This window comes from Halorubrum sp. CGM4_25_10-8A, from assembly GCF_005435025.1.
Lineage (GTDB): Archaea > Halobacteriota > Halobacteria > Halobacteriales > Haloferacaceae > Halorubrum > Halorubrum ezzemoulense.
Map to the genome: position 1 here is coordinate 304,800 of NZ_SGTX01000003.1, position 23,914 is coordinate 328,713.

The 23,914-nt window shown below is 70.6% G+C and carries 28 protein-coding genes and 1 tRNA gene; 7 read left to right on the forward strand and 22 right to left on the reverse strand.

Annotation, left to right across the window (positions count from 1 at the left end; translation table 11 throughout):
• Position 1: 1 nt before the first annotated feature.
• From EXE52_RS05725 to EXE52_RS05785, 13 genes are all read right to left on the reverse strand, one after another.
• Positions 2 to 400, reverse strand: a complete 399-nt coding sequence (locus EXE52_RS05725; protein ID WP_004597429.1) for a 50S ribosomal protein L14 — start codon at positions 398 to 400, stop codon at positions 2 to 4.
• Positions 400 to 744: a 30S ribosomal protein S17 gene (locus EXE52_RS05730; RefSeq protein WP_006114464.1), complete on the reverse strand. Its 345-nt coding sequence runs from the start codon at positions 742 to 744 to the stop codon at positions 400 to 402. Before EXE52_RS05730 ends, EXE52_RS05725 begins: the two co-directional genes overlap by 1 nt.
• Entirely contained in the window at positions 735 to 1,193 is a 459-nt protein-coding gene (locus EXE52_RS05735) for a ribonuclease P protein component 1 (protein WP_086216132.1), read from the reverse strand. Before EXE52_RS05735 ends, EXE52_RS05730 begins: the two co-directional genes overlap by 10 nt.
• Position 1,194: 1 nt before the next feature.
• A complete protein-coding gene (rpmC, locus tag EXE52_RS05740; RefSeq protein WP_089308358.1) occupies positions 1,195 to 1,413 on the reverse strand; it encodes a 50S ribosomal protein L29 in 219 nt (72 codons plus the stop codon).
• Entirely contained in the window at positions 1,413 to 2,351 is a 939-nt protein-coding gene (locus EXE52_RS05745) for a 30S ribosomal protein S3 (RefSeq protein ID WP_086216131.1), read from the reverse strand. Before EXE52_RS05745 ends, rpmC begins: the two co-directional genes overlap by 1 nt.
• Entirely contained in the window at positions 2,351 to 2,815 is a 465-nt protein-coding gene (locus EXE52_RS05750; protein WP_006114468.1) for a 50S ribosomal protein L22, read from the reverse strand. The genes EXE52_RS05745 and EXE52_RS05750 overlap by 1 nt, the downstream gene beginning before the upstream one ends.
• Positions 2,816 to 2,818: 3 nt before the next feature.
• The gene (locus tag EXE52_RS05755) at positions 2,819 to 3,244 is read right to left on the reverse strand and encodes a 30S ribosomal protein S19 (RefSeq protein WP_049930185.1); all 426 of its coding nucleotides are present in this window, start codon (positions 3,242 to 3,244) and stop codon (positions 2,819 to 2,821) included.
• A complete protein-coding gene (locus EXE52_RS05760) occupies positions 3,241 to 3,963 on the reverse strand; it encodes a 50S ribosomal protein L2 (protein WP_049930183.1) in 723 nt (240 codons plus the stop codon). The genes EXE52_RS05755 and EXE52_RS05760 overlap by 4 nt, the downstream gene beginning before the upstream one ends.
• A 1-nt stretch (position 3,964) precedes the next feature.
• Complete coding sequence (locus EXE52_RS05765; RefSeq protein ID WP_049930182.1) at positions 3,965 to 4,219, reverse strand: 50S ribosomal protein L23; 255 nt, start codon at positions 4,217 to 4,219, stop codon at positions 3,965 to 3,967.
• Positions 4,216 to 4,962 (reverse strand): 50S ribosomal protein L4, encoded by a 747-nt coding sequence (gene rpl4p / locus EXE52_RS05770; protein WP_086216128.1) that lies wholly within the window; start codon positions 4,960 to 4,962, stop codon positions 4,216 to 4,218. Before rpl4p ends, EXE52_RS05765 begins: the two co-directional genes overlap by 4 nt.
• A gap of 3 nt (positions 4,963 to 4,965) precedes the next feature.
• Complete coding sequence (locus tag EXE52_RS05775; RefSeq protein WP_089308359.1) at positions 4,966 to 5,982, reverse strand: 50S ribosomal protein L3; 1,017 nt, start codon at positions 5,980 to 5,982, stop codon at positions 4,966 to 4,968.
• Between the two features lie 4 nt (positions 5,983 to 5,986).
• Positions 5,987 to 6,853 carry a putative RNA uridine N3 methyltransferase gene (locus EXE52_RS05780; protein ID WP_086220222.1) on the reverse strand — a complete coding sequence of 289 codons (867 nt, stop codon included), beginning with the start codon at positions 6,851 to 6,853 and terminating at the stop codon, positions 5,987 to 5,989.
• Between the two features lie 159 nt (positions 6,854 to 7,012).
• Complete coding sequence (locus EXE52_RS05785; RefSeq protein WP_089308360.1) at positions 7,013 to 8,290, reverse strand: PQQ-dependent sugar dehydrogenase; 1,278 nt, start codon at positions 8,288 to 8,290, stop codon at positions 7,013 to 7,015.
• 107 nt (positions 8,291 to 8,397) lie between these two features.
• Between EXE52_RS05785 and EXE52_RS05790 the strand changes: the two genes are divergently transcribed.
• Positions 8,398 to 8,468: transfer RNA gene (locus EXE52_RS05790), tRNA-Gly, on the forward strand.
• Positions 8,469 to 8,866: 398 nt separating this feature from the next.
• The gene (locus tag EXE52_RS05795; protein ID WP_089308361.1) at positions 8,867 to 9,709 is read left to right on the forward strand and encodes an aldo/keto reductase; all 843 of its coding nucleotides are present in this window, start codon (positions 8,867 to 8,869) and stop codon (positions 9,707 to 9,709) included.
• A gap of 24 nt (positions 9,710 to 9,733) precedes the next feature.
• Here EXE52_RS05795 and gfo6 read toward each other — a convergent pair whose 3' ends face one another.
• Entirely contained in the window at positions 9,734 to 10,825 is a 1,092-nt protein-coding gene (gene gfo6, locus EXE52_RS05800; protein WP_089308362.1) for a D-xylose 1-dehydrogenase Gfo6, read from the reverse strand.
• A gap of 106 nt (positions 10,826 to 10,931) precedes the next feature.
• Positions 10,932 to 11,480, reverse strand: a complete 549-nt coding sequence (locus EXE52_RS05805; protein WP_089308363.1) for a redoxin domain-containing protein — start codon at positions 11,478 to 11,480, stop codon at positions 10,932 to 10,934.
• A 136-nt stretch (positions 11,481 to 11,616) separates the two neighbouring features.
• On the opposite strand from EXE52_RS05805, the gene EXE52_RS05810 reads away from it, so the two are divergent.
• Complete coding sequence (locus EXE52_RS05810) at positions 11,617 to 12,165, forward strand: VTT domain-containing protein (RefSeq protein WP_049930168.1); 549 nt, start codon at positions 11,617 to 11,619, stop codon at positions 12,163 to 12,165.
• Between the two features lie 24 nt (positions 12,166 to 12,189).
• Here the strand turns inward: EXE52_RS05810 and EXE52_RS05815 are convergent, their stop codons facing one another.
• From EXE52_RS05815 to EXE52_RS05825, 3 genes are all read right to left on the reverse strand, one after another.
• Positions 12,190 to 14,001: an acyl-CoA carboxylase subunit beta gene (locus EXE52_RS05815; protein ID WP_089308364.1), complete on the reverse strand. Its 1,812-nt coding sequence runs from the start codon at positions 13,999 to 14,001 to the stop codon at positions 12,190 to 12,192.
• A gap of 112 nt (positions 14,002 to 14,113) precedes the next feature.
• The gene (locus EXE52_RS05820; RefSeq protein WP_089308365.1) at positions 14,114 to 15,007 is read right to left on the reverse strand and encodes a class 1 fructose-bisphosphatase; all 894 of its coding nucleotides are present in this window, start codon (positions 15,005 to 15,007) and stop codon (positions 14,114 to 14,116) included.
• Positions 15,007 to 15,810: a class I fructose-bisphosphate aldolase gene (locus EXE52_RS05825; protein WP_086219875.1), complete on the reverse strand. Its 804-nt coding sequence runs from the start codon at positions 15,808 to 15,810 to the stop codon at positions 15,007 to 15,009. Before EXE52_RS05825 ends, EXE52_RS05820 begins: the two co-directional genes overlap by 1 nt.
• Positions 15,811 to 16,021: 211 nt before the next feature.
• On the opposite strand from EXE52_RS05825, the gene EXE52_RS05830 reads away from it, so the two are divergent.
• Positions 16,022 to 16,879, forward strand: a complete 858-nt coding sequence (locus EXE52_RS05830) for a 3-hydroxyacyl-CoA dehydrogenase family protein (RefSeq protein WP_049930162.1) — start codon at positions 16,022 to 16,024, stop codon at positions 16,877 to 16,879.
• Between the two features lie 25 nt (positions 16,880 to 16,904).
• Here EXE52_RS05830 and EXE52_RS05835 read toward each other — a convergent pair whose 3' ends face one another.
• The gene (locus EXE52_RS05835; RefSeq protein ID WP_086216120.1) at positions 16,905 to 17,579 is read right to left on the reverse strand and encodes a phosphate ABC transporter permease; all 675 of its coding nucleotides are present in this window, start codon (positions 17,577 to 17,579) and stop codon (positions 16,905 to 16,907) included.
• A gap of 75 nt (positions 17,580 to 17,654) precedes the next feature.
• A complete protein-coding gene (locus EXE52_RS05840; RefSeq protein WP_049930159.1) occupies positions 17,655 to 17,933 on the reverse strand; it encodes a zinc ribbon domain-containing protein in 279 nt (92 codons plus the stop codon).
• Positions 17,934 to 18,067: 134 nt separating this feature from the next.
• On the opposite strand from EXE52_RS05840, the gene EXE52_RS05845 reads away from it, so the two are divergent.
• Positions 18,068 to 18,502 (forward strand): hypothetical protein, encoded by a 435-nt coding sequence (locus EXE52_RS05845; protein ID WP_241988200.1) that lies wholly within the window; start codon positions 18,068 to 18,070, stop codon positions 18,500 to 18,502.
• Between the two features lie 48 nt (positions 18,503 to 18,550).
• Here EXE52_RS05845 and EXE52_RS05850 read toward each other — a convergent pair whose 3' ends face one another.
• Together EXE52_RS05850 and EXE52_RS05855 are read right to left on the reverse strand one after the other, a co-directional pair.
• Positions 18,551 to 19,867, reverse strand: coding sequence for an MFS transporter (locus EXE52_RS05850; RefSeq protein WP_049930157.1), 1,317 nt, complete (start codon positions 19,865 to 19,867; stop codon positions 18,551 to 18,553).
• A gap of 115 nt (positions 19,868 to 19,982) precedes the next feature.
• Entirely contained in the window at positions 19,983 to 21,767 is a 1,785-nt protein-coding gene (locus EXE52_RS05855) for a PAS domain-containing protein (RefSeq protein WP_089308366.1), read from the reverse strand.
• A 144-nt stretch (positions 21,768 to 21,911) separates the two neighbouring features.
• Here EXE52_RS05855 and EXE52_RS05860 point away from each other — a divergent pair, with 144 nt between their 5' ends.
• Complete coding sequence (locus tag EXE52_RS05860; RefSeq protein WP_089308367.1) at positions 21,912 to 23,402, forward strand: DNA polymerase IV; 1,491 nt, start codon at positions 21,912 to 21,914, stop codon at positions 23,400 to 23,402.
• A gap of 49 nt (positions 23,403 to 23,451) precedes the next feature.
• The gene (locus EXE52_RS05865) at positions 23,452 to 23,886 is read left to right on the forward strand and encodes a hypothetical protein (RefSeq protein WP_049930149.1); all 435 of its coding nucleotides are present in this window, start codon (positions 23,452 to 23,454) and stop codon (positions 23,884 to 23,886) included.
• Positions 23,887 to 23,914 lie beyond the last annotated feature (28 nt).

Sequence of the window (23,914 nt, forward strand, 5' to 3'; positions counted from 1 at the left end):
GTTAGACGATCATCGTCGCGGTCGAGGCGATGCTCCCGAACCGTTCGGCGACCTCGCGGGCGACGGGGCCTTTGATCTCCGTGCCCCGCGGCTCCTCGAGGTCGTCGATGATGACGGCCGCGTTGTCCTCGAACTTCACGCGCGTGCCGTCCGGACGGCGGATCGGCTTGCGCTGGCGGACGACGACCGCCTCCAGCACCTGCCGCCGCATCTCCGGGGTCCCTTTGGTGACCGAGACGGTCACCTTGTCGCCGATCCCCGCCTTCGGGTGGCGGTTCTTCGTGCCGGAGTAGCCCGACACGGAGATGACCTTCAGCTCACGGGCGCCGGTGTTGTCGGCGCACGTGATCAGCGAGCCCTTCGAGAGCCCCTGCGTGACGTCGGCCTTGAGCGCCTCCATCACTGATCACCCGAGCGGATCTCGACGACGACGTGGGACTTCGTCTTCGAGAGCGGTCGCGTCTCCGCGATCGTCACTTCGTCACCGACTTCGAGCGAGTCGAGCACGCCCGGCACGTGGGCCGGGATGCGCGAGCGACGCTTCATGTACCGATCGTATTTCGGTACGAACACGTCGTACTCTCGCTCGACGATGACGGTCTTTTCCATATCCGTCGACACGACCGTTCCCTCGCGGGTCTGGCCGCGGACGGAGAGCTGCCCGTAGAACGGGCATTTCTCGTAGTCGTAATCCTCCGGGTTGTCTGGCTCCGGAGGCGTGGGTACGTCGATTCCTATCGCCATTGTGTGGCACCTCGTTCGGTGCGTTCGGCGGGCCGATATCGCAACCGATCGCCATCCACCGTCGCGTAGACCGCGTCTTTGCACTCGCCTCGGCGGCTCGCCGGACCCGCGCCGTCACCGTCGACGACGCTTGCGGATCCGGACGGGCCAGACTGACGGGGGCGGACCCCCGTAGTATCCGACCCGAGTTGGGACGCGGACCCCGGCGACTGTCCGTCGCCGGCGGCTTCATCTGTGCGAGCGGTCGGCGTCTCGGCGACGCCGAACTCGAACGTCGCGCCCGACTTGGGCACGCGTTTGTCCCCCGACGCCGTTCGGACCACGAGGGTACCGAACGTCTCGTCGAGCACGCGACCGGCGATACCCACGTGGGCGTCGCTGTCGGCGTCGGCCACCCGAACCGGGAGGCCGACGAGCTCGTGCCGAACGAGTGTGTCGGGGGAGATCATCTTACGCTTCGTCCTCGTCGAAGTCGCCTTCTTCCGCCTGGATCGTCTTGATCCGGGCGATCGTCTTCTTGAGCTCGTTGACGCGGCCCGGGCTCTCCGGCATGCCGCCGGCCGCCCGCTGCGCCTTCGAGTTGAGCAGCTCGGTCTCGAGCTCCTCGACTTCGACCTGGCGCTCCGCCGCGGTCATGTCGCGGATCTCGTCGGTGTAGAGGATCGCCATTATTCGTCCTCCTCCTCCTCGTCGGCCGCCTCCATCTCCGCGACGAGGTCGGCCGCCTCGGACTCGATCTCTTCGTCCAGTTCGTCGAGCTCGTCGGCGTCCGCGTCGCCGACCGGCTCCTCCGCGGCGACGTCGGTCGCCTCGGTGGCCGTGTCCTGCGTCTCCTCGACGACCTCCTCGACGACCTCCTCGTCGATGACATCCGCGGGGTCCTCGTCGGGGACACCGACATCCTCGTCGGCGCCCACGTCGGGAACCTCCTCCGGATCCTCTTCGAGCAGCGCCTCGACGCCCTCGTCGTCGCCGGCGCCGGCGGCCGCCTGCTCGACCTCGGGGACCTCGGCGTCCTCGCGGATCTGGAAGTCGTCCGGGAGCGTCGCCCCCGGCGGAATGATCTTCACGTTGACGCCGATCGTCCCGAGCTTCATGACGGCGACGCCCTGGCCGTGGTCGACGACCTCCTCGGCGGGTTCGCCGTTGTGCTTGATGTAGCCGCGGTTGAACTTCTCGACGCGCGAGCGCGCGCCGGTGACCTTGCCGGACAGGACGATCTCGGCGCCCAGCGCGCCCGCGTCCATGATGCGGTCAATCGTCGTGTGACCGGCCTTCCGGAAGTACCAGCCGCGTTCGAGGGCGTTCGCCAGACGGTCCGCGACGATCTGTGCGTTCAGGTCGGGCTCGTCGACCTCCTGAACGTCGATCTGCGGGTCGTCCATGTCGAAGCGGTCCTCGAGCTCGGTGGTGATCTTGCGGATGTTCTTCCCGCCCTTCCCGATCACCATCCCGGGCTTTTCGGCCTTCAGGACGATCTGCGTGCCCATCGGCGTCTGGGCGACGTCCATCCCGCCGTAGCCGGCGCGGCCGAGCTCGTCCGCGAAGAACTCGTTGATCTGGGAACGGCGCAGGCCGTCCTCGATGAATTGGTGTTCGTCAGCCATTAGTTGTCAGCCTCCGGCTCCTCGATGATCAGTTCGACGTCCGCGAGCGTGGTGTTCCACTCGGTCGCGCCCGCGGCGCGGGGGTTCCGACCGGGTCGCTCGCCGACCTTGTGAGGGGCGACGTGTTTGATGACCATCGCCTCGCCGTCGAACCCCTGCTCGTCGGCGTTGTTCTTGACGTTCTCCAAGAGCTTGAGGAAGTCCTTGGCGGCCTTCTCGGGGTACCGTCCCGCGTCCCAGCCGTCGATGTCGGAGCGGTGGCCCGCGCCGGCGTTGTGCTGGCGCATCGGCACCGACGTCTCCTCGTCGATGACCTCCTGGAGGAACTCCTCCGCGTCGGCGACCGTCTCGCCTTTGATCTCTCGGGAGATCTCCTTGCTGTCCTTCACGCTGATGGGCCGGTCGCGGAGCATCCCCTTGGCGGTGGTCTCCGGGTCGGCCTCGACGCTGTAGTTGATTCCCATGGGTTACTTGAGGGGCACGAACTTCGAGGACCGGGTCGCGCCGATGCCGGCCTGACCGTGTTCGACGGTGCTTCGCGTGAGGTGGAACTCACCGAGGTAGTGCCCGATCATCTCGGGCTCAACCTGAACGCGCTCGAAGCTGTGGCCGTTGTACACGGCGAAGGTGACGCCGACGAACTCCGGCAGGATCGGCATGTCGCGCAGGTGCGTCCGGATCGGGTCGTCCGCCGTCGTCTCCTTGTCGCGGCTCCGGACCGTCTCCAGCAGCTTCTGCTGTTCGGTGCCGAGTCCGCGAACGATGCTTCGCCGCTGGCGTGCGGGGAGCAGTTCCGCGACCTCGTCTACGTCCATCTCCTGCAGCTCGTCGAGCGAGTGACCGCGGTAGGCGAACTCCTCGCCCTCGCGGCCGGTTCGGTAGTCTGAACTCATTTGTTGCCACCTCGTCCGGTGCGCTTGGATGCGATGTCACCGACCTTGCGTCCCGGCGGGGCGTCCCGCGAGACGGACTTCGGCTGGCCGGGGTGTTGGCGACCACCGCCACCGAAGGGGTGGTCGACGGCGTTCATCGCGACGCCGCGGACGCGCGGGTATTTCGTGCCGCGCGCCTTCATCTTGTGGTGTTTGTTGCCGGCCTTGACGAAGGGTTTCTCCGTCCGGCCGCCGCCCGCGACCACGCCGATCGTGGCGCGGCACTGCGGGTCGAGTCGCTTCACTTCGCCGCTGGGGAGCTGGACGACCGCGACGTCGCGGTCGTGGGTGAGGAGTGTCGCCGACACGCCGGAGGCGCGCGCGAACTTCCCGCCGTCCCCGCGGTTGCTCTCGACGTTACACACCGGGACGCCCTCGGGGATCTCCGCCAGCGGGAGCGTGTTTCCCGGCTTGATCTCGGCCGAGACGCCGACCTGAATCGTCTCGCCCACGCGCACGCCTTCCGGCGCGAGCACGAGCCGGCGGTCGTCGTCCTCGAACTCGACCTCCGCGAGGGGGGCCGAGCGGGCCGGGTCGTGTTCGATCCCGACGATCTCGCCGGTGACCGTGTCCACGTCTTCGAGCTTCTTGTGCGACAGTTCCGCCTTGTAACGGTGGGAGGGGGCCCGGAACGTCGGGCCGCCGCGTCCGCGCCGTTGTCCTTGGATTCGTCGTCCCATCTCAGAACACCCCGATACGCGAGGCGATTTCGGTCGCGTCGTCGTCCGCGGACAGGGTGACGACCGCCTTCTTCTCGCCCTGCGGCGTCACCTGCGTGTTCACGTTGACGACGCCCACGTCGTAGCGCTCGGCGACCTCGGACTCGATCTCCGGTTTGGTCGCGTCCACGTCGACGAGGAACAGCAGCTTGTTGTTGAAGTCCATCTCGTTCATCGCCTGCTCGGTGACGATCGGATGCTCGATGATCGAGTTCATCGGTCGGCCACCTCCGAGACGGCGCTCTCGGTCCACAGCGTGAGTCGGCCCGGGTGCGCGCCGGGCGCGAGGTCCTCCGCGTTGACCTCGCGAGCGGTCGCGACGTCGACGCCCGCGAGGTTGCGGGCGGCGCGGGACGGCTCCTCGCTGGTGACGACGAGGACGGACTTGGGCTGGCGGTACTTGCGGCCGCGGGCCTTGCCCTGTCCGGCGCGGACGGAGCGACCCTCCTCGGCGCGCTCGATGTCGGCGTCGGCGCCGACGGCTTCGAGCACGCCAAGGGCGTCCTGCGTCTTCTCGAGGTCCTCGAACTCGTCGCTCACGACGAGCGGGAGGTCGAGGTCCTCGTCGAACGCGTGGCCGCGCTCGGCGACGAGCTCGGCGTCGGTCGTGGCCGCGATGGCCGACCGGATCGCGAGCTGTCGCTCCTTGTCGTTCAGTTGCTTCGACTGGTCCTTCTCGGCCTTCGGCGGGTGCGCGGCGCGCCCCGACACGGCGTGCGGGACGCGACGGGCGACGTTCTCGGAACGTGGCACGTGCGCGAGCCCGCGGCCGGAGCCGAACGATTCGGCGGGCGTCCGCAGCCCGGCGAACTCGTCGGCCCCGTAGGCCTGCTTCCGGTTGGCCTGAGCGGCGTCGACCGCGCGACCGATGAGGTCCGGTCGGAACGCGGTCTCGAAGACGGCCGGCAGCTCGACGCTGCCCGCCTCCTCGCCGTCCAGGTCGTGTACTGTTGCGTTCATTGGTTATCCCTGGTTGGATTCGGTGGAAACGTACCGGACCTCGGGGTCGAGGCGCGGCTGGTCGTTCGGCCGGATGGCCGGGCGGAACCGCAGCAGGCGCTGGTCCGGACCGGGCAGCGAGCCCTTGATGAGCGCGTACTCACCGTCGACCTCGCCGTAGTTGACGAAGCCGCCGTCGACGGAGGCGTCGTCGCCCTCGCCGAAGTCGATGAGGCGCTTGTTGAGCTCGGTGCGCTGGTGATAGCCGGTCTGCCCCTGCTGGGGGACGGTGGAGCGGACGCGGGAGGGGTTCCACGGACCGAGGTTGCCGATCCGACGCCGCCATCCCTGGCGGGCGTGTTTGCCCTTCCGCTTCTGAACGCCCCAGCGTTTGACGGGACCCTGCGTCCCCTTCCCCTTCGTGATGCCGGAGACATCGGTGTACTGGCCCGCGCGGAAGACGTCGCCGAACTCGTGGGCGCCGCCCTCCGCGACGAGGTCCAGCGCGAAGTCGGCGCGCTCCTCGAGGGAGCCGCCGCCGACGCGCGTCTCCATGATGTCGGGCTTCTTCTTCGGGACGTTCGAGAGCTCCGAGGGCGCCGTGTGCGTGATGACGCGCACGTCGTCGACGACGTCGTCGTCGAGCAGCGCGCGGAGCTCGTCGGCATCTGCCTCGAAGGTGTCTTCCGCCGGGAGGTCGAGCGCGCGGTCGAGTTCCTCGTGGAACTCGGTCGCCCAGACCTCTTCGACCGGCTTCTGTCCGTACGGCGTGTTCTCGTAGGCGCGCACGGCGACGGCGTGCATCTGCGGCGTCTCGACGACGGTGACGGGGACGGCCTCTTCCATCCCTTCACGCGGCGAGTTCGCCTCGTCGTTGACCATCATGACGTGGGTCATCCCGGCCTTGTAGCCGGCGAATCCCTGCAGCGCAGGGGCCCCGTCGTCTTCTGGCCACGAACGGATGCGCGGCACCTCGCTGTCTGCGCGGGTGCGCGGGCCGTAGCCCAGCGAGCCTTTTCGTGGTCGGCTTGGTTGTGGCATGTGTTTACTCCGTGAGTGTGAGCGAGCCGAGGGTCGCGAACAGAGCCTCCTCCGTCCGGACGACCTCGCTCGCCTGTGCCGGGATCGTGTTCAGCCAGAGGTCGAACCCCGGATCGGGTTCGACCGAGCGGCCGTCGGCGACGGCCGCCCGAATGCGGTCGGGCGGAAGCCCGAGCATCTCCGGAAGCCCCCGCTCGGGCGCGCCGAAGGCGACGGTGTAACCGCCGGCCTCGCGGGCGTCCGAGACGAGGTCGCCGAGCCGCGAGACGGAGAGTTCCGCTCCGTGTCGCGACGTCGCGACGGCCAGTCCGTCGCCGGCGAGCGCTTCCGACAGGTCCGCGGCCGCGACCTGGAAGCCGACCTCCGGCTTCCCGGTGATGCGGGCGCGGACCGGTTCTCTCGAAGAGACCCTGATGGTGACGCGCTCCCCCCGCTCGACCTCCATTCCGGAGGGGACGAGCAGGGAGATCGGGTGTTCCCGCAGCGGGGAATTGACCCGGACGCGGCCTTCAGGTCCGACCTCGGTCACGAGTCCCTGTGTTTTCGACTCTTCCCCGCTAGGGGTCGAGCCGGTCCGCCACGGCACGCGGAGCGGGGGAAGCACACCGACGTACCGGAGTTCGTCGCGCTGCCCCCAGAGGTCCTTTCGGAGCTCCGGCGGCGTCGCGGCGTACCCCAGCACGGTGCGGACGTACTCCCCGCCCCGTCGCCCGTCGCCTTCCCGGTCGGGGAAGACCACGAGCCGATCCGCCCGGAACACCGCCGCCGCACGGGCGACGTAGCCGAGTTTGCGAGTCGCCTCGCGGTCGTCCTCGGCTTCCCGGACGAGCGAAGACGGAACACAGATCGTGAGTCCGTCTTCGGTACGCATCGTGGCGAGACTGTAACCTTCGATTCCGGACGGCACGGTAAAAGGATAGCGGTCCCGATATCCGGCTGTGCCGCGTTCACACGGGGTCTGCGTGGGGATTCCGCCCGCGAATCCGAGCCAACTCGTCACACGGATCCGCGTCGCCGCGGAGGCGACCCCTCACGTCGGAACGACCCGCGCCACCGGCGCGTCGTCGTCATCGACCGCGACGTAGAGGTTCCCCGTGTCCGGTTCGACCGCGACCGCGCGCATGCGCCACCCGCGGTCGGCGAGCAGGGGCTCGCGCTCGGTCACGGTCGCGTCGAGGCCGTCGCCGTCGACCGTGAACCGCCCGAGGTACCGCGCCGCGAGCGTGCCCGCGAACAGGTCGCCCCGCCACTCGGGGAACGCGTCGCCGTCGTAGAAGACCGCGCCGCTCGGCGGGAAGCCGCCGGACCCGCACGGCCAGTGGTGGACCGGCGCGATCACGCCGTCGCGGTCCCCGTGGCCCGGCGCGAAGGGGTCGTCGGTCCCGTAGCGGCACGCCTCGCTGGCGACCGGCCAGCCGTAGTCGCCGCCGCGCTCGATCACGTTGATCTCGTCGCCGTCCTCCTCGCCGTGCTCGCACTGCCAGATCCGGCCCGTCTCGGACCGCACCGCCATCGCCTGCGGGTTCCGGTGCCCGTAGCTGTACAGCGCGTCGGCCGCGTCCGGGTCGTCGACGAACGGGTTGTCGGGGTGGGCGTCGCCGTCCGGGGTCAGCCGCAGCGTCGCGCCCAGCTCGTTCGAACGGTCCTGCGAGACGTGGTCGGGTCCGAAGTCCGTGTCGCGCCGGTCGCCGACCGTGACGAACAGCGACCCCTCGGGGCCGAACGTCGCCCGGGAGCCGAAGTGGTTCGCGCCGCCGCGGAACGGCTCGGCGACCCGGATTGGCTCGAACTCGTCGAGCACCGGCGCGTCGCCGCCGTCGAGCGAGAGCCGTCCGGTCCCGACGTGCGTCGTCGCCTCGCCCGCGTCGTTCACCGCCGCGTACGTGAGGTAGATGCGCGGGTCGGCCGGGTAGTCCGGGTGGACCGCAACGTCGAGCAGGCCGCCCTGCCCCTCCGCGAACACTTCTGGCGCGCCCGCGACCGCCTCGACGGCCCCGTCCGCGGGGTCGACAAGCGAGAGCCGTCCCGGTCGCTCTGTGACCAGCAGGCGACCGTCGTCGGGTAGGAAGGCGAGCGCCCATGGGTTCTCGAACCCCTCCGCGACGGTCTCGACGTCGTACGCGACGCCCGCGCCGTCGTCCGGCGGGGCGTCGCCGCCGTCGTCGCCGGAGCCTCCGGCCTCGTCGCCGCCGGGAGAGCCGCCGCCCCCGAGACAGCCGGCGACGGCGGGAAACGCGGCGATGCCGGCGAGCCCGGCGGTCGCGCGGAGGACGGTGCGTCGGTCGGCGCGGTCGGGCAGGTCGGTCATCGTTCGGGTACGGATCCGTGTGGGGGCGCGGCACCGATGACCCTTCCGCCGACCGTCGTTCGGAACCCTTATATCTCCGACCCGGACTACGATCGGATGCGAAGCACGCACCGGTAGTGTAGTGGTATCACGCAACCTTGCCATGGTTGCAACCCGAGTTCAAATCTCGGCCGGTGCACTCCCTGCGGTCGTGCCCCGACCTGACTCCCGCTCGCTCTGCTTGCGGGAGTCTCGGCCGGTGCATTTTCCGACTGACTGCGCCAGCCAGCGTCCGCTTCACTCCGCTCAGCGGACTTGCGAACGAAGTGAGCAGAATCACCGAGAGAGACTTGAGCGCTATCAGTCGCGCGCAGCGAACGGCGAGCGGAGCGAGCCGTGAGCGGGCACGTCTGATTCTGAGTTCGAATCTCGGCCGGTGTACTCCCTGCGGTCATGTACCGGCCTGACTTCCGCTCGCTTCGCTCGCGACTCCCTCGCGCGTGCTGCTCGGCCGCGTGGCGGCCTCGCAGGCACGCGCCGCCGCACGAGATTCCCCGACCGGTACTTTCAATCGGTGATCCGGCGAACCCCCCTCGCGTGACCGTACCAACGAAGACGCTCCCGAGCGGCGCGGAGCTGCCGGCGCTCGGGCTGGGCACGTACGACCTCGACGACGACGAGACGGCCGACAGCGTTCGGGCGGCGCTCGACGCCGATTACGCGCACATCGACACCGCGGAGGGGTACCGCAACGAGGCGGTCATCGGGGAGGCGCTCGCGGCGAGCGACGTCGACCGCGACGACGTCTTCCTCACCTCGAAGGTGCTCGCGAAGAACCTCAACTACGAGTCGGTGATCGAATCGTGCGAGGCGTCGCTCGACCGGCTCGGCACCGACTACCTCGACTTGTACCTGATCCACTGGCCGAACCCCGCCATCTCTCTGCGCGAGACGCTCCAGGCGATGGTGGAGCTGCGCGAGCGGGGGCTCGTCCGCGATATCGGCGTCTCGAACTTCAGCGCGTACCAGCTCAGCTGCGCGCACCACATTTCCGACGTGCCGATCGCGGTCAACCAGATCGAGTTTCACCCGTGGTTCCAGCGGCCCGACCTCGTCGACTACTGCCGCGAGACCGACACCGTGATCGAGGCCGCGGCCCCGCTCGCGCGGACCGACGTGTTCGGCGACGAGGTCGTCGCCGAGCTGGCGGAGCAGTACGACAAGCACCCGGCGCAGGTGATCATCCGGTGGGCGATCGACCGCGGCGTCGTCCCGCTACCGCGCTCGTCGACCCCGGAGCACGTCCGGGCCAACGCCGACCTCGACTGGGAGCTCGACGAGGCCGATCGGCGACGGCTCGACGGGCGCGACCGCGACGCCCCGGTGTACGACACCCCGGCCCGCGACTGGACGAACGACGTGTACGGGATCGAACAGTAGTGGGCTCGCAGCCGCGGTCGCGGCTCAGTCGCCGAGTTCGACCGGCCGCCCGGTCTCGGCCGACTCGTAGACGCCGGCGAGCGCGCGCATGTCCGTGAGCGCGTGCTCGCCGTCGGGGTGGAACAGTTCGTCGGCCAGCAGCTGGTGACCGAAGTAGGCGAACTCCTCTTCGATCTGGTGGACCTGCTCGAAGTCGACATCGACCCGCGTCCCGCCGCGAACCACGGCGAATCCGCGGTCCTCGCGCTCGTAGAACGCCGGGTCGAGGACGAGTCTGGCGTCTGTCCCGGTGACCTCCAGCCGGCTCGCGTGCTGGGCGTTCTGGCTCACCGTACAGAACGCGTCGACGTCGTCCGGGAACTCGAGTCGGAACGAGGCGTGCTCGTCCACGTCGGCGAACGCCTCGTGCTCCGACCGGGTCCGGCCGGACACCCGGACCGGGTCCTCGCCGAGTGCGAACCGCGTCGTGTTGAGCGGGTAGACGCCCAGATCCATCACCGCGCAGCCGCCCGACAGCGAGGGGTCGAGCCGCCACTGGTCCGTGTCGCTTCCGAGTTCGCCGAGCATCGTCTGCGACATCGTCGCGTGGACGTGGATCACCTCGCCGGCGACGCCCGCGTCGAGGAGGTCGCGGAGCCGCCGGACGGCAGGGTCGGTCTGCATCCGGTAGCCGACCATCAGGGGCGCCCCGGCGTCGCGGCAGGCCGCCACCAGCTTCCGCGCGCGCTCCGGCGTCACCTCCAGCGGCTTCTCGCAGAGGACCGCCTTCCCCTGCTGTGCGGCGGCCTCGACGTACTCCAGGTGGGTCGCGTTCGGCGTCGCGACGTAGACGGCGTCGTACGCGTCCGCGGCGGCCCCCGATCGCAGTTCCTCGGGCGTGAGGCCCGTCAGGTCGCGCTGGGCGGCGACCGCTTCGACCGCCGCGGGGTCGACATCGCTGACGACGGTGGCCTCGGTGTACGCCGACCGCGCGATGCCGGGCAGCGCCCACTCCCGGGCGAACCAGCCGAGGCCGACGACCGCGACCCTGACCGGGTCGGCGACGGCGGCCGGGTCGAGCGTCTCCCAGTCGCGGCGCGTGAACTCGTCGAGGTACTCCGCGAAGGCGGCGTCCATGTCGCCCCCTCCGCGCGGGGGCGTCAAATAACCACGGCGACGCCGACGCGTGACGCGACCGGGCGAGTCACGGACCGCGCCGCCGTCGCGCTCGTCCGCGCCGCGCTCACCACGGCCCGTCGTAGTTCACCCGCGGCCGGTCCACGTCGATCCCGATCTCGCGGAGCGTCTCGGCCGCGCGCCGGACCGGCGCCGGGTCGGCGCGGTCGAGGGGATCGTCGGTCGCCTCGGCGAACCGGACCGTCCAGTCCCCGTCGATCACGACCGTCGCGCGCCGCGGGATGCCCGAATGCCCCTCCCACGAGTCGGCGAGCAGGTCGTACGACTCGGCGACGCCGCCGTGGAAGTCGGCGACCACCGGGAAGGGGAGTCCGAACCGGTCGGCGTACGCGAACGCCGCGTACAGCGAGTCGCCCGTGAGCGCAACGACGGCGAGGCCGTCGCGGTCGTGCCAGCCGGCGTCGCGGACCGCGGTGAGCGCCGCGGTACAGGGCGGCACGAACGTCGCGGGCGCGAGACAGAGAGCGACGGCGTCGTGCGCCTCGACCAACCGGAACAGCGCCAGTTCGGTTGCGGTGCGCTCCGCGTCGCCCTCCGGAGCCCCGCCGACCGCGGGCGCGGCGAAGTCGGGGGCGGTGTCGCCGACGGTGACCATGCGTCCACGAGGCCCGCGGCCGATAAATAGCCACCCGAGGCGGGGGCGGCGACCGCGACCGGGTCCGCGGAGCGGCCTGACGCGTGCGAACAGCCGGCTCGGGGGGTGTTTTAGCTGTGGGGCCCGGAGGGCGGTCGTGATCGGAGCCCACGCCGAGACGGCGCTCGCCCTCGTCGGCACCTACGGCGCCGTCGCAGTCTTCGTCGTCTTCGCGCTCGAAGGCGCCCTCGTCGGGAAGGTGCTGCCAGCGCGGACGCTCTTTGTCGCAGCGGTGGTCGCCGCGGGGGTCGACGCTGTGGCGGTCGTCCCGGTGTTCGCGGCGGCCGTCGTCGGGGCGACGACCGGCCAGTCGCTGCTCTTCGTCGCCGTCCGTCGGTTCGACCTGGATCCGACGGCGTCGAGGGCCGTCCCGGTCGACGCGGGGCGGCTGGACGGCGCGACGCGCTGGCTCGACCGGTGGGGGCTCCCGGCGGTCGCCGCCTCGAACGCCGTCCCCGGGACGCGCGGGTGGCTCGCGGTGCCCAGCGCGAGCGCGTCGTCGGTGTCCGCGCCGCGGTTCGCCGCCGCGTCGCTACTCGGGTCGGCCGCCTACGCCGGCGCGCTCCTGGGAATCGGGCTGGCCGTCGCGCTCGGCGTCGAGAGCGCAGTCGGGCTGTTCGGCGGCGACCTCGTCGCGGCGCTGTAGCCCGGCTCCGCCCGTTTCACCCGGTCAGAGGATCGTCCCGTGCTTCTTGTCCGGCAGGTCCTTCTGAACGTCCTCATAGAAGTCGAACCGCGCGGCGAGCTCGGCGCGGAGGTCCGAGGGCGGCACGATTTCGTCGATGACGACCTCGCTCGCCATGCGGTGGACGTCGATCCCCTCGCGGTACTCCTCGCGGAGGCGCTCCTCCTCGGCGGCGCGCTCCTCGGGGTCGTCGATCTCGGCGAGCTTCCGGGCGTAGACCGCGTTGATCGCGGCCTCGGGGCCCATGATGCCGATCTCGCCGGAGGGAAGGCCGATGACGCTCTCAGGGTCGTAGGCCGGCCCGCCCATCGCGTAGATGCCCGCGCCGTACGCCTTCCGCACGACGACGGTCTGTTTCGGCACCGTCGCCGAGGAGGTGGCGTAGATCATCTTCTTCCCCTTCTCTAAGATGGCGTCCTTCTCCACCTGCGAGCCGGCCATGAAGCCGGGCGTGTCACAGAGGTACAGCAGGGGGATCTCGTAGGCGTCGCAGGTCCAGATGAACTCCGCGGCCTTCTCCGCGGCGTCCGGGAAGATCGCGCCCGACCGCTCCGTCGGCTGGTTGGCGACGACGCCGACCGGCCGCCCGTCGATCCGGCAGAACGCCGTGACGATCTCCGGACCGTACCCCTCCTTCAGCTCGAACACCGACTCGGCGTCGGCGATCCGGTCGATCAGGTCGTGGGCGTCGTACGGGCGGTTCGGCGACTCGGGGATCAGCTCGTCGATCCCGTCGGGCGAGAGCTTCGGCGGCTTCGTCTCGCGCCGCGGGGGCTTCTCGCCGGCCCGGTCGGGGAGGTAGCCGATCAGGTCGGCGACCAGCTCGCGGGCGTGCTCCTCGTCGCGCGCGACGAGGTCCGCGGAGCCGGACTCCTCGGCGTGGACGCGGGGGCCGCCGAGGTCGTCCAGATCGATCTCCTCGCCGGTGACCATCTCCACCATTCGCGGGGAGGCGATCGCCATCGCGGACATGTCCTCCACCATCACAGTGAAGTCCGCGAAGACGGGCGTGTAGGCGGCCCCGGCGATACAGGGGCCGTAGAGAACGCAGATCTGCGGCACCGCGCCGGAGAGCATCGAGTGGTTGTAGTAGTACTTCCCAATCCCCTCGCGGTTGGCGAAGAAGCCGGTCTGCTGGTCGATCCGACCGCCGGAGGAGTCCATCAGGTAGAGCACCGGGTTCCCCGTCTTCAGCGCCCGCTGTTGCATCCGAAGGAACTTCTCGACGCCCTTCGACGCCATCGACCCCGCCTTCACGGTGAAGTCGTTGGCCATGAAGTGGACGTCGCGCCCCTCGAACTCGGCCGCGCCCGTCAGCAGGCCGTCGCCCGGGAGGCGGTCGCCGCCGCGATCGTTCCCCGCTTCGTCCTCGCCGGCGGGCGCGTCGGGGTGCCAGTCGTCGAACGCGGCGAACTTCCCGTCCTCGAACTTCACCCCCGCGGGGTCGCCGTCCGCGGCGCCGGCGTCGCCGGTCCCGCGGGTCCCGCCCTCGCCGCCGAACCAGAGGTCGAGGCGGTCGCGGACGAACAGCTTCCCCTGCTCCGAGAGGCGGTCGCGGTACTTCTCCGGGCCGCCCTCGCGGATGTCGGCTATCTCGGCGCGGAGGTCGCGCTCGCGGTCGGTCGGTCCGAGGTCGTCGTCGAGCGGGTAGCTCGGCTCGGACGGCTCGGCGCTGGCGACCGGCGTCTCCTCGCCCTCGACGTGGACGTCGACGTCGACGCCGAGGTGTTCGGCGAGCGACTTCGCGATCGCCGCAGCCTCCTCGGGCGTCGCCGCCGCGCCGACGTGGACTTTCATGAACGCAAGATTTGCGGTGGATCCTAAACAGTTTTCCATGCGGGATTCGGCGGGCCCGCGTCGGCCGGCGGCCCGGGGCGGCGCGCCGCTCGTCCGGAGCGGTACCCCGCTGCTACTCCGCGTCGACGGCGGCTTCCAGCCGCTCGATCAGCGCCTCGTTGCCCACGTAAACCGGCGTGCGCTGGTGGACCGCCTCGGGCTCCACGTCGAGGATCGAGCCGGTTCCGTCCGAGGACGCGCCGCCCGCGCGCTCGACGATGTAGGCGATCGGGTTCGCCTCGAACTGTAGCCGGAGCTTCCCCTCGGACGCGCTCCGGAGGGCGGGGTAGGCGAACACGCCGCCGTAGGTGAGCACCTGGTTCACGTCGCCGACCATCGCGCCGCCGTACCGGAGCTTCAGCTCGTCTTCGATCGATCGGGCGTACGCGCGGAAGTCCGCGGGCCAGTCGGGCACCCGGCCGCCGAACCCGTAGACGGTCGGGGTCGCCGGCAGCGAGAGGTCGGCCTCGACGACGGACCTCTCGACGCTGTCGCCGTCGGCGGTGACCACTTCCTCGCGGACGCCCGTCTCGTCGGCGACGACCATCGTCGTGATCGGGCCGTAGAGGACGTAGCCGGCGGCGACGAGGTCGCGGCCGCTCGCGGGCAGCGGCGCTTCGTACACGCCGACGACGGTGCCCATCGCGTTGTTCGACCGGAGGTTCGAGGAGCCGTCGAGGGGGTCGATCGCGACGGCGAGCGCGTCGCCCGCGCCGCTCCCGACGGCGCCGCCCGCGTCGACCGCCGATTCACGCTCCTCGCTGACGAACGAGCCGACGCCGTCGACCGCGGTTATCGCGTCGCCGAGGAGCTCGTCGGCGTACAGGTCGCCCGCGAGCACCGACTCGCCGGATTCGTTCTCCGTCCCGCTCTCGACGCGGCGGCCGGGGAGCGCGGCGCGGATCTCGGGGGCCGTCGCCGCGACCGCGTCGAACACCGCGTCGACGGTCGAGTCCGGTGAGGACATCAGTCGTCGCTCTCGGCGACGGCCAGCGCCTCGGCCGGGTCGGACTCTTGGAAGATCACGGCCTCCAATGCGTCGAGGATGCGCTCGGGCTCGTCGCGCTGGAAGACGTTTCGGCCGACGGCGATGCCGGTGGCCCCCGCGTCGATGGCGTTCGAGACGTTCCGGAGGAACGCCTCGTCGTCGCGCATCGTCCCGCCGGACATGACGACGTCGGCAGGGCCGGCCATCTCGACGGCGTCGCCCATCGCCTCGGCGGAGCCGGGGTACTTCACCTTCACCACGTCGGCGCCGAGCTCCAGGCCGAGCCGCGCGCCGTACGAGATGACGTCCGGGCTCGCGTCGTTGCGGAGCCCCTGCCCGCGCGGGTACGACCACATGACGACGGCCATGTCGTGTTCGCGGGCGCCCTCCTGCGCGTCGCGGAATTCCTCGGCCATCTCTACCTCGTGGTTCGACCCGCCGTAGACCGTGAACCCGACCGCGTCGGCCCCCAGTTCGGCCGCGTACTCGGCCGTACAGTTGACGGCGCTGTTCGGCTCTCCCCGCCAGAGGTTGGAGGTCCCGTTGAGCTTCAACAGGAGGTTGACCTCGTCCTCGTAGTCGGGGTAGTACGCCTCGGCGAGCCCCTTCTGGACGGCGAGCGAGGTGACCGCCTCGTGGGTGGCGAGCTCGAAGATCCGTTCCGGGTCCGCCGTGTCCGGGTTCGGCTCGAAGTCGACCGGCCCGTGTTCGAGCCCGTGGTCGTACGCGAGGATGAGCGACTTACCGTCGCGCGAAATGTCGTCGGCGGCGTGAGGAAGCATCAGTTCGTAGTTCCGTTACATACGTAAAAAGGGCTGTGGTGAAGTCGGCGGACGTAAAGAAACTTAGCGGCCGACTGAGCGGCGCCTCGGGTCGATTTTGCGCGATCGGCTTCGAAACGCGTTACTACTCGAATTGTTAATTTCTCCGGCGCGAACGCGTTCGGGCCCGGCTTTCGCAATACTTACCAGCCGCGGCGCGGCAGCGAGTCACATGCGAACGCTTTCCGAAATCGAGGTCGTCGGCGTCGTCGGCGCCGGGACGATGGGCAACGGGATCGCGCAGGTCGCGGCGTCGGCGGGATACGACGTGGTGATGCGGGACGTGGAGCGCGAGTACGTCGAGCGCGGCCTCGACAGCGTCGAGGACAGCCTCGACCGGCTGGCCGGAAAGGGCGCGCTCGACGAGGACCCCGAAGCGGTCCGCGACCGGATCACGGGGACGACAGCCCTCGACGACCTCGCGGACGCCGACCTCGTCGTCGAGGCCGTGATCGAAGACCTCGAGGTAAAACGCGACGTGTTCGGCGACCTCGACCGCGTCACCGACGACGACGTCGTCCTCGCGACGAACACCTCCACGCTGTCTATCACGACCATCGCGAGCGCGACGGAGCGCGCGAGCGACGTGGTCGGCCTCCACTTCATGAACCCCGTCCCGATCATGGACGGCGTCGAGGTCGTGGTGGGCGAGCGCACCGACCCGGCGGTCGTCGACTTCGCGCACGCCTTCGCCGAGGACTTGGGCAAGGAGACGTGGGAGTCCGACGACAAGCCCGGGTTCGTCACCAACCGGATCCTGATGCCGTGGATAAACGAGGGGATCCGCGCGTACGACGAGGGCGTCGCCGACAAGGCCGACATCGACCGCGGGATGAAGCTCGGCACGAACGTCCCGATGGGGCCGCTCGAACTCGCCGACCACATCGGCCTCGACGTGGCGCTCGACGCAAGCGAGACGCTCCACGACGAACTCGGCGACCGCTACAAGCCGGCGTACCTCCTCAAGCGCAAGGTGGAGGCGGGCGACCTCGGCAAGAAGACCGGTCGCGGGTTCTACGAGTACGAGTGACCGCGTCGGGGCGTCTGAGAGGCGGTCAGGCCGCGTCCGCGTCGCGGTCGTCGTCCGCCGTCCACCGGCGCGCGCCGGGCAGCAGCCCGACGAGCTTCGTCACGTAGCCGAACCGGAACAGCCCCAGCTGCGAGAGCGCCCCGAGGACGAACACCGCGAGGAACGCGGGCGCCGAGAGGTCGAAGAGGAGGGGTTGGACGGTCGTCTCCGCGGCGGCCGTCTCGAAGCTCGCGGGCGTCAGCGACCGCGAGGCGAACGCCGCGCCGATGAGCGCCGTCGAGACCACGAGCGTCGTCCGGGTGAGGACGAACCCGAACAGCGCGCCGACGGCGACGCCCGCCAGCGTCGCGCCGACGAGCAGCGCCGTCCCCTCGACCCCCGCGGCGTCCGCCGCGTAGAAGGGGCCGACGGCGAACCGCCCGGCGAACCCGCCGACGACCGCGCCGATGCCGAGCACCGCGAAGGAGAGCCCGGCGTACGCGAGGAAGCCGCCGAGGAGGCCGCCGACCGCGACCGCGCCGGCGGTGAGGACGGCGCCGTCGACCGCGACGAGGCCGACGACGTTCGGCGCGAGCAGGTAGCCGGCGCCGGCGCCGACGAGCAGCCCCGTCAGCGTCACCGCGTAGACGGAGACCGCCGCGCCGACGAACGCGAGCGCCAGCCCCGCGAGGACCAAGCCGCCGTTGAGTGGGGTGAGCATGTCCGTACCGTGGCGCGCGCTGCTACTTAAATTGTCGCAGCCGCGAGGACGGAAAACGGGCGGCGAGCGGCGGACTCACCGCGCCCGGCTCGTCGCTCGTCGATCGATGTATCGCGTGTACCCGCCGACCGCGAGGCCGAACCCGACGACGAGCAGGACGAACCCGAGGAGGCGACTGGTCCCGACGGTCATCACCGTCAGGACGACGCCGAACAGCAGCGCGAACACGCCGGCGACGACGACGCCCACGTCCAGCAGCGGCGACGGCTGGATGGTCCGGCAGTGCGGGCAGATCCGCGCGTCGGCGGGGATCGGCTCGCGGCAGTCGACGCAGCGGAGGCGGTCGCTCGGCACGCGAGGCGGTTCGGCCGCGACCGGTTTGGCTCTGTTGACTGCGGAGGGGGCCGAGAGGACGTGTCTGCTACCCGGACGCGCCTCGGATTGTACTCGTCGGAACAGAGAACTCCGACGGGCCGCATGGTTAAACGATGTTTCCGGATTGTGAACCGAAGTGCCGAAACGGAGACGCCGCGAGGTCCTCGGAGCCCTCGCGGTGGCTCACCGCCGGTTGTATTTCCGACGACGACCCGCAGGTGGAAATTCGGGAGATAGACGTGGTGAATCTGCGGGACGAGACCGTCGGTGTCACGATAGTTGCGGAGCGAGGCGACGAGGTCGTATCCGAGGACGGGTTCCGATTCGGCCCGAAGCAAGGCGGAGCGACGGGCGGAGTGTATTTAAAAGAAAGTTGGATGAGTGGTGAGGGAGACCTGGAACTCACGATATCCGCGGATTCGATCGACGAAGCCAGTCTATTCACGGAGAGCGTGGCACAAGAGAGTGAGGACGACGGGTGTGTATCCGCGTTCAGTCCGGTCGACGAGAACGGCGGAGGCATGTACTACGCCGAAGCTGAGTGTTGACGACGCGCGAAACGAGCGCCGGGTGCGGATTTCCGCCCGCTCTCCCGCTCAGTCCGCGCCGGCCGCCGCGGCCGGCTCGTCGCCGGTATTGAGCGTCTCTTCCACCTGCGTGAACACCGCGACCAGCGCGACCGCCGCGGCCGCGGCCCCGACGGCGAACGGCACGACGAACCCGAAGCCGTAGAGCCAGCCGGAGGCCAGCGGCCCCAGGGCGACGCCGAAGCCGAAGCCCATCGTGAGCACCGACAGGGTGGTCCCGGACTCCCCCTCGCGGGCGAGGTCGCCGGCGAGCGCGAGCGACGGGGCGAACACGCACGCGACCGCGATCCCTTGGCCGAGCCGGACGAGCATCATCAGCGCCGGCTCGGTCACGATCCCCTGAAGCAGCGTCGTCGGGACGAGGATGACGAAGCCGGCGAGCAGGAACGGCCGGCGGCCGATCCGGTCGCTGGCGCGGCCCACGGGGACCTGGAAGACCACGTTCGCTATCGTCACGGCCGCGAACTGGGCGCCGAACCACACTGGGGGCTGGTCGAGCCGCACGTTCACTTGGTTCTGGAGCGTCGCGAACAGGGCGATGCACGCGCCCATGGCGACGGTCGCGAGCCCGAGCGTGAACACGGGGTCGAGCAGGCGGTCCTCGCCGCGGACCCGGATCGACACGTCGTCGCCCGCCTCGGCCTCGACGTCGGCGTCGCGGACGAGCAGGAACACGAGCGTGAAGCTGAGGTACGCCCCCGCGCAGGCCGCGACGAAGGCGGCGTCGAAGCCGTCGAGGACCGGGAGCCCGACGGCGGAGAGGTCGTACGGCCCGCGAGCGACGACCGCGCCCGCGAGGACCGGGCCGAAGCCGAAGCCGATGAGCCGGAACGTGTTGTACACGCCGAAGTTGCCGCCGCGGTCGGCGTCGCTCGCGGCGTACTCGTTCACGAGGGCGACCGTGGCGGGGATGATGAGCGCCGCGCCGAGCCCCTGTATCGCCCGCAGCGCCACCAGCACCGGGTAGCTCGTCGCGATCGTGTACAGCCCGCTCGCGGTTCCGAGGAGCAGGATTCCGGCGAGGACGAACGGACGACGGGCGCCAACGCGGTCGGAGAGCCGCCCCGTGAACGGCTGCGAGAGGCTGTTGAGAAAGCCGAAAAGCGAGAGCACGACGCCGATGAGGAGCGGTTCGGTCAGCGTGACCGCGGCCGCGCCGACCCCGACCTCGACGCCGAGTAACCCCTCGATGTCGACGAGGTCGCTGGTGATGTACAGCGGGAGGACGACGATGAGAAAGGAGTTCCCGGCGGCGCCGACCATTCGCGCGAGCGCCAGCACGATCACGCGCCGGTCGGTGTCGGTGACGCCGGAGAGGAGCCCCATTCACTCTGGGTTCGGAACGGATGATAAAGGCGCTTGTGAACGGGGGGAGTCGATCCGGTTTCGGTCGCCGACGAGCGTCGAACCGCGGTCTCGGTGTCGACCGAGACCGAGCGGCTCAGGGGGTCGCCGGGGTCCGCTTGTCGACGCCGCGGACCTCGAACCGCGCGCCGCCGTCCTCGCCGGTCGTCGCCTCGACCGTCCACCCGTGCGCGGTGGCGATCTCCTGAACGATCGCGAGGCCGAATCCGGTGGTGCCCGCGCCGCCGCTCTCGCCGGGTTCGAAGAGCGAGTCGGCGACCGCCGGGTCAATCCCCGACCCGTCGTCCTCGACGAAGAAGCCGTCCGAGAGGTCGCCGACCCGGATCGAGACGTCGTCGCCGGCGTGGTCGACCGCGTTGCGCATCAGGTTCTCGAAGAGGTTCCGGAGGCGGTCCGGGTCGGCGAGCACCTCGCGGTCGGTCTCGACCGAGAGGGTCGCGTCCGCGGTGTCGACGGTTGACCAGCTGTCGGCGACGACGTCCGCGAGGTCGACGCGCTCCGGGTCGCCGACCGTCTCTCCCTCGCGGGCGAGCGCGAGGGTCCGCTCGACGATCGACTCCATCCGGGCGAGCGCGTCGAGCGCGGCGTCGAGGTTCTCCGCGTCGTCCGACGCCTCGCGGGCGAGCTGGACCCGGCCCTGCGCGACGTTGAGGGGGTTCCGCAGGTCGTGCGAGACGATGCTCGCGAAGGAGTCGAGCTGGTCGTTCTGTCGTTCGAGCGCCGCCTCCCGCTCTTTGAACGCCGTGATGTCCTCCTGGAAGCCGACCCAGTGCGTGACGGTCCCGTCCGGGTCGCAGATCGGGGCGATGCTCACTCGGTTCCAGAACTCCGTCCCGTCTTTCCGGTAGTTCAGCAGCTCGACGCTCGTCGGCTCGTCGGCGTCGATCGCGTCGCGGAGCTCCTGAACCGACTCCTCCTCCGTGTCCGGCCCTTGGAGGAACCGGCAGTTGACGCCGATCGACTCCTCGCGGTCGTACCCGGTCATCTCGACGAACCGGTCGTTGACGTACACCATGGGGTTGTCCTCCCGGTCCGCGTCCGTGATGGTGATCCCGACCGGCGCCTCGTCGAGGGCGCGGGTCTTCGTCTCCAGTTCCGCGCGGCGCTCGCGCTCGTCGGAGACGTTTCGGAGGATGCCGACGCTGCCGTTGAACGAGTCGCCCTCGTACGGCAGCGCGGCCATGTGGTCGCGACAGGGGATCGGCTCTCCCTCCTTCGGGACGATGTCGACGCCGAAATGCTGGACGTCGGGCCCCGAAGACGAGAGGATCGTGCCGAGGCGGTCCTCGGCCTCTTTGACCGCCGCGTCGTCCTTGATGAACCCGGGCTTCTGGCCGATGATCTCCTCGCGGTCGTAGCCGGTGAGCTCGGCGAACGGCTCGTTGACGAACCGGAAGACGCCGGTCTCGTCGACGACGTAGACGGGGTAGCCGAGCGCCTCGATGACCGTCGAGTAGCGCTCGGCGATCTCTTTGGTCCGGTGCTCCTCGACCGCCTGATCGACGCGGTTCGCGAGCCGGCGGAGCTGCTCGGGACCGCCCTTCTGGAAGTAGCCGGTGACCCCCGCGTTGAGCGCCTGACTGGCGATTTCTTCCGAGCCCTTCCCGGTGTACAGCACGAACGGGGTCTCCCCGTGGCGGTCGCTGAACACGTCGAAGAACTCCAGCCCGTCCATCGCGGGCATGTCGTAGTCGCTGACCACGCAGTCGAAGGCGGCCTCGTCGAGCCGGTCCAAGGCTGTCTCGGGGTCGGTCACGCTCGTCACCGCCACGGAGTCGATCTCGCGTTCGAGGTACGCCTCCGTGAGGTCGAGGACCGACGGGTCGTCGTCGACGTGTAACACGTCGATCGCGGCGGGCATACGTGAACGAACGATCGCGAGGAATAAACGACTACCGACCCGGCTATCGGATCTGGATCCGGGGGCGGCGGCGACCGCGGTCCGCGTTCCACTTCCGGCGTGCGTGGCTGGTTCTTAAGACCGCGGAGCGCGGAGTCGGGATCGATGACCGGCGGGACGCCAGTCGCCGGGGAGACGCTCCCGGGCGCCGGCGGCGGGGACGACGACGCGGACCGCGTCGTCTGCCACGTCGACATGGACTGCTTTTACGCCTCCTGCGAGCGGCTGCGCCGCCCCGACCTCGCGGGCGAGCCCGTCGTGGTCGGGATGGGGTACGAACCGGGCGAGTCGATCGGCGCGGTCGCGACGGCGAGCTACGAGGCCCGCGAGTTCGGCGTCGAGAGCGCGATGCCGATCTCGGAGGCCTTGGAGCTGCTCCCCCGCCGCGCGGGCGCGGACCCCGACGACCCGGACGCGCCCGACCCGGAGGAGACCGGGCGGTACCTCCCCGTCGACCTCGACTTCTACGAGGACGTGGCGAGCGAGGTGAAGGAGGTCCTACGCGACTGCGCCGACACGCGCCGGGAGGTGAGCATCGACGAGGCGTACCTCGACGCCACCGACCGGACCTCGTGGGCGGTCGCCGGGGGTGGCGGCGGGAGTCCGAGCGACGGCGGTGACGGGGACGACGGCGACGATTCTACCGACCCGCCGCCGAGCGGGGCCGCCGGCCCCGCGGAGGCGCGGACGCTCGCCGAGGGATACGCCCGCCACGTGAAAGACCGGATCGAGCGGGAGGCCGGGGTGCCGGCGAGCGTCGGCGTCGCGCCGAACATGTCGGCCGCGAAGGTCGCCAGCGACGCCGACAAGCCGGACGGGCTGGTCGTCGTGCCGCCGGGGTCGGTCGCGGAGTTCCTCGCGCCGCTGCCGACCGCCGACGTTCACGGGGTCGGCCCGGTGACCGAGGGGACGCTGGCGGAGCTGGGCATCGAGACCGCGGGCGACCTCGCCGCGGCCGACCGCGACCGGCTCGCCGCGGAGCTGGGCGAGCGCGGGCCGGAGCTCTCCCGACGCGCCGCGGGCGACGACGACCGGGAGGTGACGCCGACCGGCCTCCCCAAGAGCCTCTCGCGGGAGTCGGCGCTCCCGACGACCGCCGACGAGCCGACGAAGCGCGAGACCGTCTCCGCGCTCGCCGCGGACGTTGCCCGCCGCGCCCGCGAGCGCGGCTGCCTCTACCGCACAATCGGGATCAAGGCGGTCGAGCCGCCGTTCGACGTCAACACCCGCGCCCGGAGCCTGCCCGGTCCCGTGGACGACCCCGACCTCGTCGAGGAGGTGGCGCTCGACCTGCTCGGCGAGTTCGACGAGACCCGCGTCCGCAAGCTGGGCGTGCGCGTCTCCAAGCTCGACTTCGCCGAGACGGATCAGGCGACGCTCGGCGGATTCGAACCGGGGGACGGGCCGGGAGACGGGAGCGACGGCGCGGCCGACCGCCCCCGCGGGTCGGTCGGTCGAACGGCCGGCACCGACGGCGACGGCGGGAAGCTCACCGACTGGGTAGACGGGGAGCCGACCGCGGACGGCGACGCGACGGGGAACGAGGCAGAGCGCCGGACGGGGGACGGACAGGCGTCGCTCGGCGACTGGTCGTGAGCCGCGCCCGACGCGTGGATTCATGGGGCGGCCGAAACGATCCGGAGACATGTCCCTCGCTCGTCGCGTCCTCCTCGGCTCGAACTCGAACGGCTCGCCGCGCCGGTACCGACTCCTCGTGCCGCCGCTGCTCTTTGTCGTCTCCTTCGCCGCCTACGGGCTGGGGCTCTTCGCTCACGCCGGCGGGGTGGTGTTCCTCGCGTTCGACGCCGCGGCCCTCGGCGTCCTCGTGACCGCGGGCCTCGCCTATCGAGGGGCCGGGGTCGCGCTCGCGTGGCTCTCCGTCTACGGAGCGCTGCTCGGGAGCAACGCCGACCACTACCTGCTGGGCCTGCCCGGGCGGCCCCTCGCGGAGCGCGTCGCCGCGCTCCTCGGACTCGACGGGCTCGTCTTCGTCGGGGTCGAGGCCCTCGCGCTGGGGACGCTCGCGTGGGTCGCCGGGACCGTCGGCCGTCTCGCGGTCGACCGCGTCCGGGCCGCGTGACCGGCGTGGGCGTGCGACCGGATCGAAC

What these genes read in the sequence shown, in the direction of transcription:
- EXE52_RS05725 (WP_004597429.1), bottom strand. Translation starts at nt 400, where the DNA reads ATGGAGGCGCTCAAGGCCGACGTCACGCAGGGGCTCTCGAAGGGCTCG.
- EXE52_RS05730 (WP_006114464.1), bottom strand. Translation starts at nt 744, where the DNA reads ATGGCGATAGGAATCGACGTACCCACGCCTCCGGAGCCAGACAACCCG.
- EXE52_RS05735 (WP_086216132.1), bottom strand. Translation starts at nt 1,193, where the DNA reads ATGATCTCCCCCGACACACTCGTTCGGCACGAGCTCGTCGGCCTCCCG.
- rpmC (WP_089308358.1), bottom strand. Translation starts at nt 1,413, where the DNA reads ATGGCGATCCTCTACACCGACGAGATCCGCGACATGACCGCGGCGGAG.
- EXE52_RS05745 (WP_086216131.1), bottom strand. Translation starts at nt 2,351, where the DNA reads ATGGCTGACGAACACCAATTCATCGAGGACGGCCTGCGCCGTTCCCAG.
- EXE52_RS05750 (WP_006114468.1), bottom strand. Translation starts at nt 2,815, where the DNA reads ATGGGAATCAACTACAGCGTCGAGGCCGACCCGGAGACCACCGCCAAG.
- EXE52_RS05755 (WP_049930185.1), bottom strand. Translation starts at nt 3,244, where the DNA reads ATGAGTTCAGACTACCGAACCGGCCGCGAGGGCGAGGAGTTCGCCTAC.
- EXE52_RS05760 (WP_049930183.1), bottom strand. Translation starts at nt 3,963, where the DNA reads ATGGGACGACGAATCCAAGGACAACGGCGCGGACGCGGCGGCCCGACG.
- EXE52_RS05765 (WP_049930182.1), bottom strand. Translation starts at nt 4,219, where the DNA reads ATGAACTCGATCATCGAGCATCCGATCGTCACCGAGCAGGCGATGAAC.
- rpl4p (WP_086216128.1), bottom strand. Translation starts at nt 4,962, where the DNA reads ATGAACGCAACAGTACACGACCTGGACGGCGAGGAGGCGGGCAGCGTC.
- EXE52_RS05775 (WP_089308359.1), bottom strand. Translation starts at nt 5,982, where the DNA reads ATGCCACAACCAAGCCGACCACGAAAAGGCTCGCTGGGCTACGGCCCG.
- EXE52_RS05780 (WP_086220222.1), bottom strand. Translation starts at nt 6,853, where the DNA reads ATGCGTACCGAAGACGGACTCACGATCTGTGTTCCGTCTTCGCTCGTC.
- EXE52_RS05785 (WP_089308360.1), bottom strand. Translation starts at nt 8,290, where the DNA reads ATGACCGACCTGCCCGACCGCGCCGACCGACGCACCGTCCTCCGCGCG.
- gfo6 (WP_089308362.1), bottom strand. Translation starts at nt 10,825, where the DNA reads ATGGACGCCGCCTTCGCGGAGTACCTCGACGAGTTCACGCGCCGCGAC.
- EXE52_RS05805 (WP_089308363.1), bottom strand. Translation starts at nt 11,480, where the DNA reads ATGGTCACCGTCGGCGACACCGCCCCCGACTTCGCCGCGCCCGCGGTC.
- EXE52_RS05815 (WP_089308364.1), bottom strand. Translation starts at nt 14,001, where the DNA reads ATGAAAGTCCACGTCGGCGCGGCGGCGACGCCCGAGGAGGCTGCGGCG.
- EXE52_RS05820 (WP_089308365.1), bottom strand. Translation starts at nt 15,007, where the DNA reads ATGTCCTCACCGGACTCGACCGTCGACGCGGTGTTCGACGCGGTCGCG.
- EXE52_RS05825 (WP_086219875.1), bottom strand. Translation starts at nt 15,810, where the DNA reads ATGCTTCCTCACGCCGCCGACGACATTTCGCGCGACGGTAAGTCGCTC.
- EXE52_RS05830 (WP_049930162.1), top strand. Translation starts at nt 16,022, where the DNA reads ATGCGAACGCTTTCCGAAATCGAGGTCGTCGGCGTCGTCGGCGCCGGG.
- EXE52_RS05835 (WP_086216120.1), bottom strand. Translation starts at nt 17,579, where the DNA reads ATGCTCACCCCACTCAACGGCGGCTTGGTCCTCGCGGGGCTGGCGCTC.
- EXE52_RS05845 (WP_241988200.1), top strand. Translation starts at nt 18,068, where the DNA reads ATGTTTCCGGATTGTGAACCGAAGTGCCGAAACGGAGACGCCGCGAGG.
- EXE52_RS05850 (WP_049930157.1), bottom strand. Translation starts at nt 19,867, where the DNA reads ATGGGGCTCCTCTCCGGCGTCACCGACACCGACCGGCGCGTGATCGTG.
- EXE52_RS05855 (WP_089308366.1), bottom strand. Translation starts at nt 21,767, where the DNA reads ATGCCCGCCGCGATCGACGTGTTACACGTCGACGACGACCCGTCGGTC.
- EXE52_RS05860 (WP_089308367.1), top strand. Translation starts at nt 21,912, where the DNA reads ATGACCGGCGGGACGCCAGTCGCCGGGGAGACGCTCCCGGGCGCCGGC.
- EXE52_RS05865 (WP_049930149.1), top strand. Translation starts at nt 23,452, where the DNA reads ATGTCCCTCGCTCGTCGCGTCCTCCTCGGCTCGAACTCGAACGGCTCG.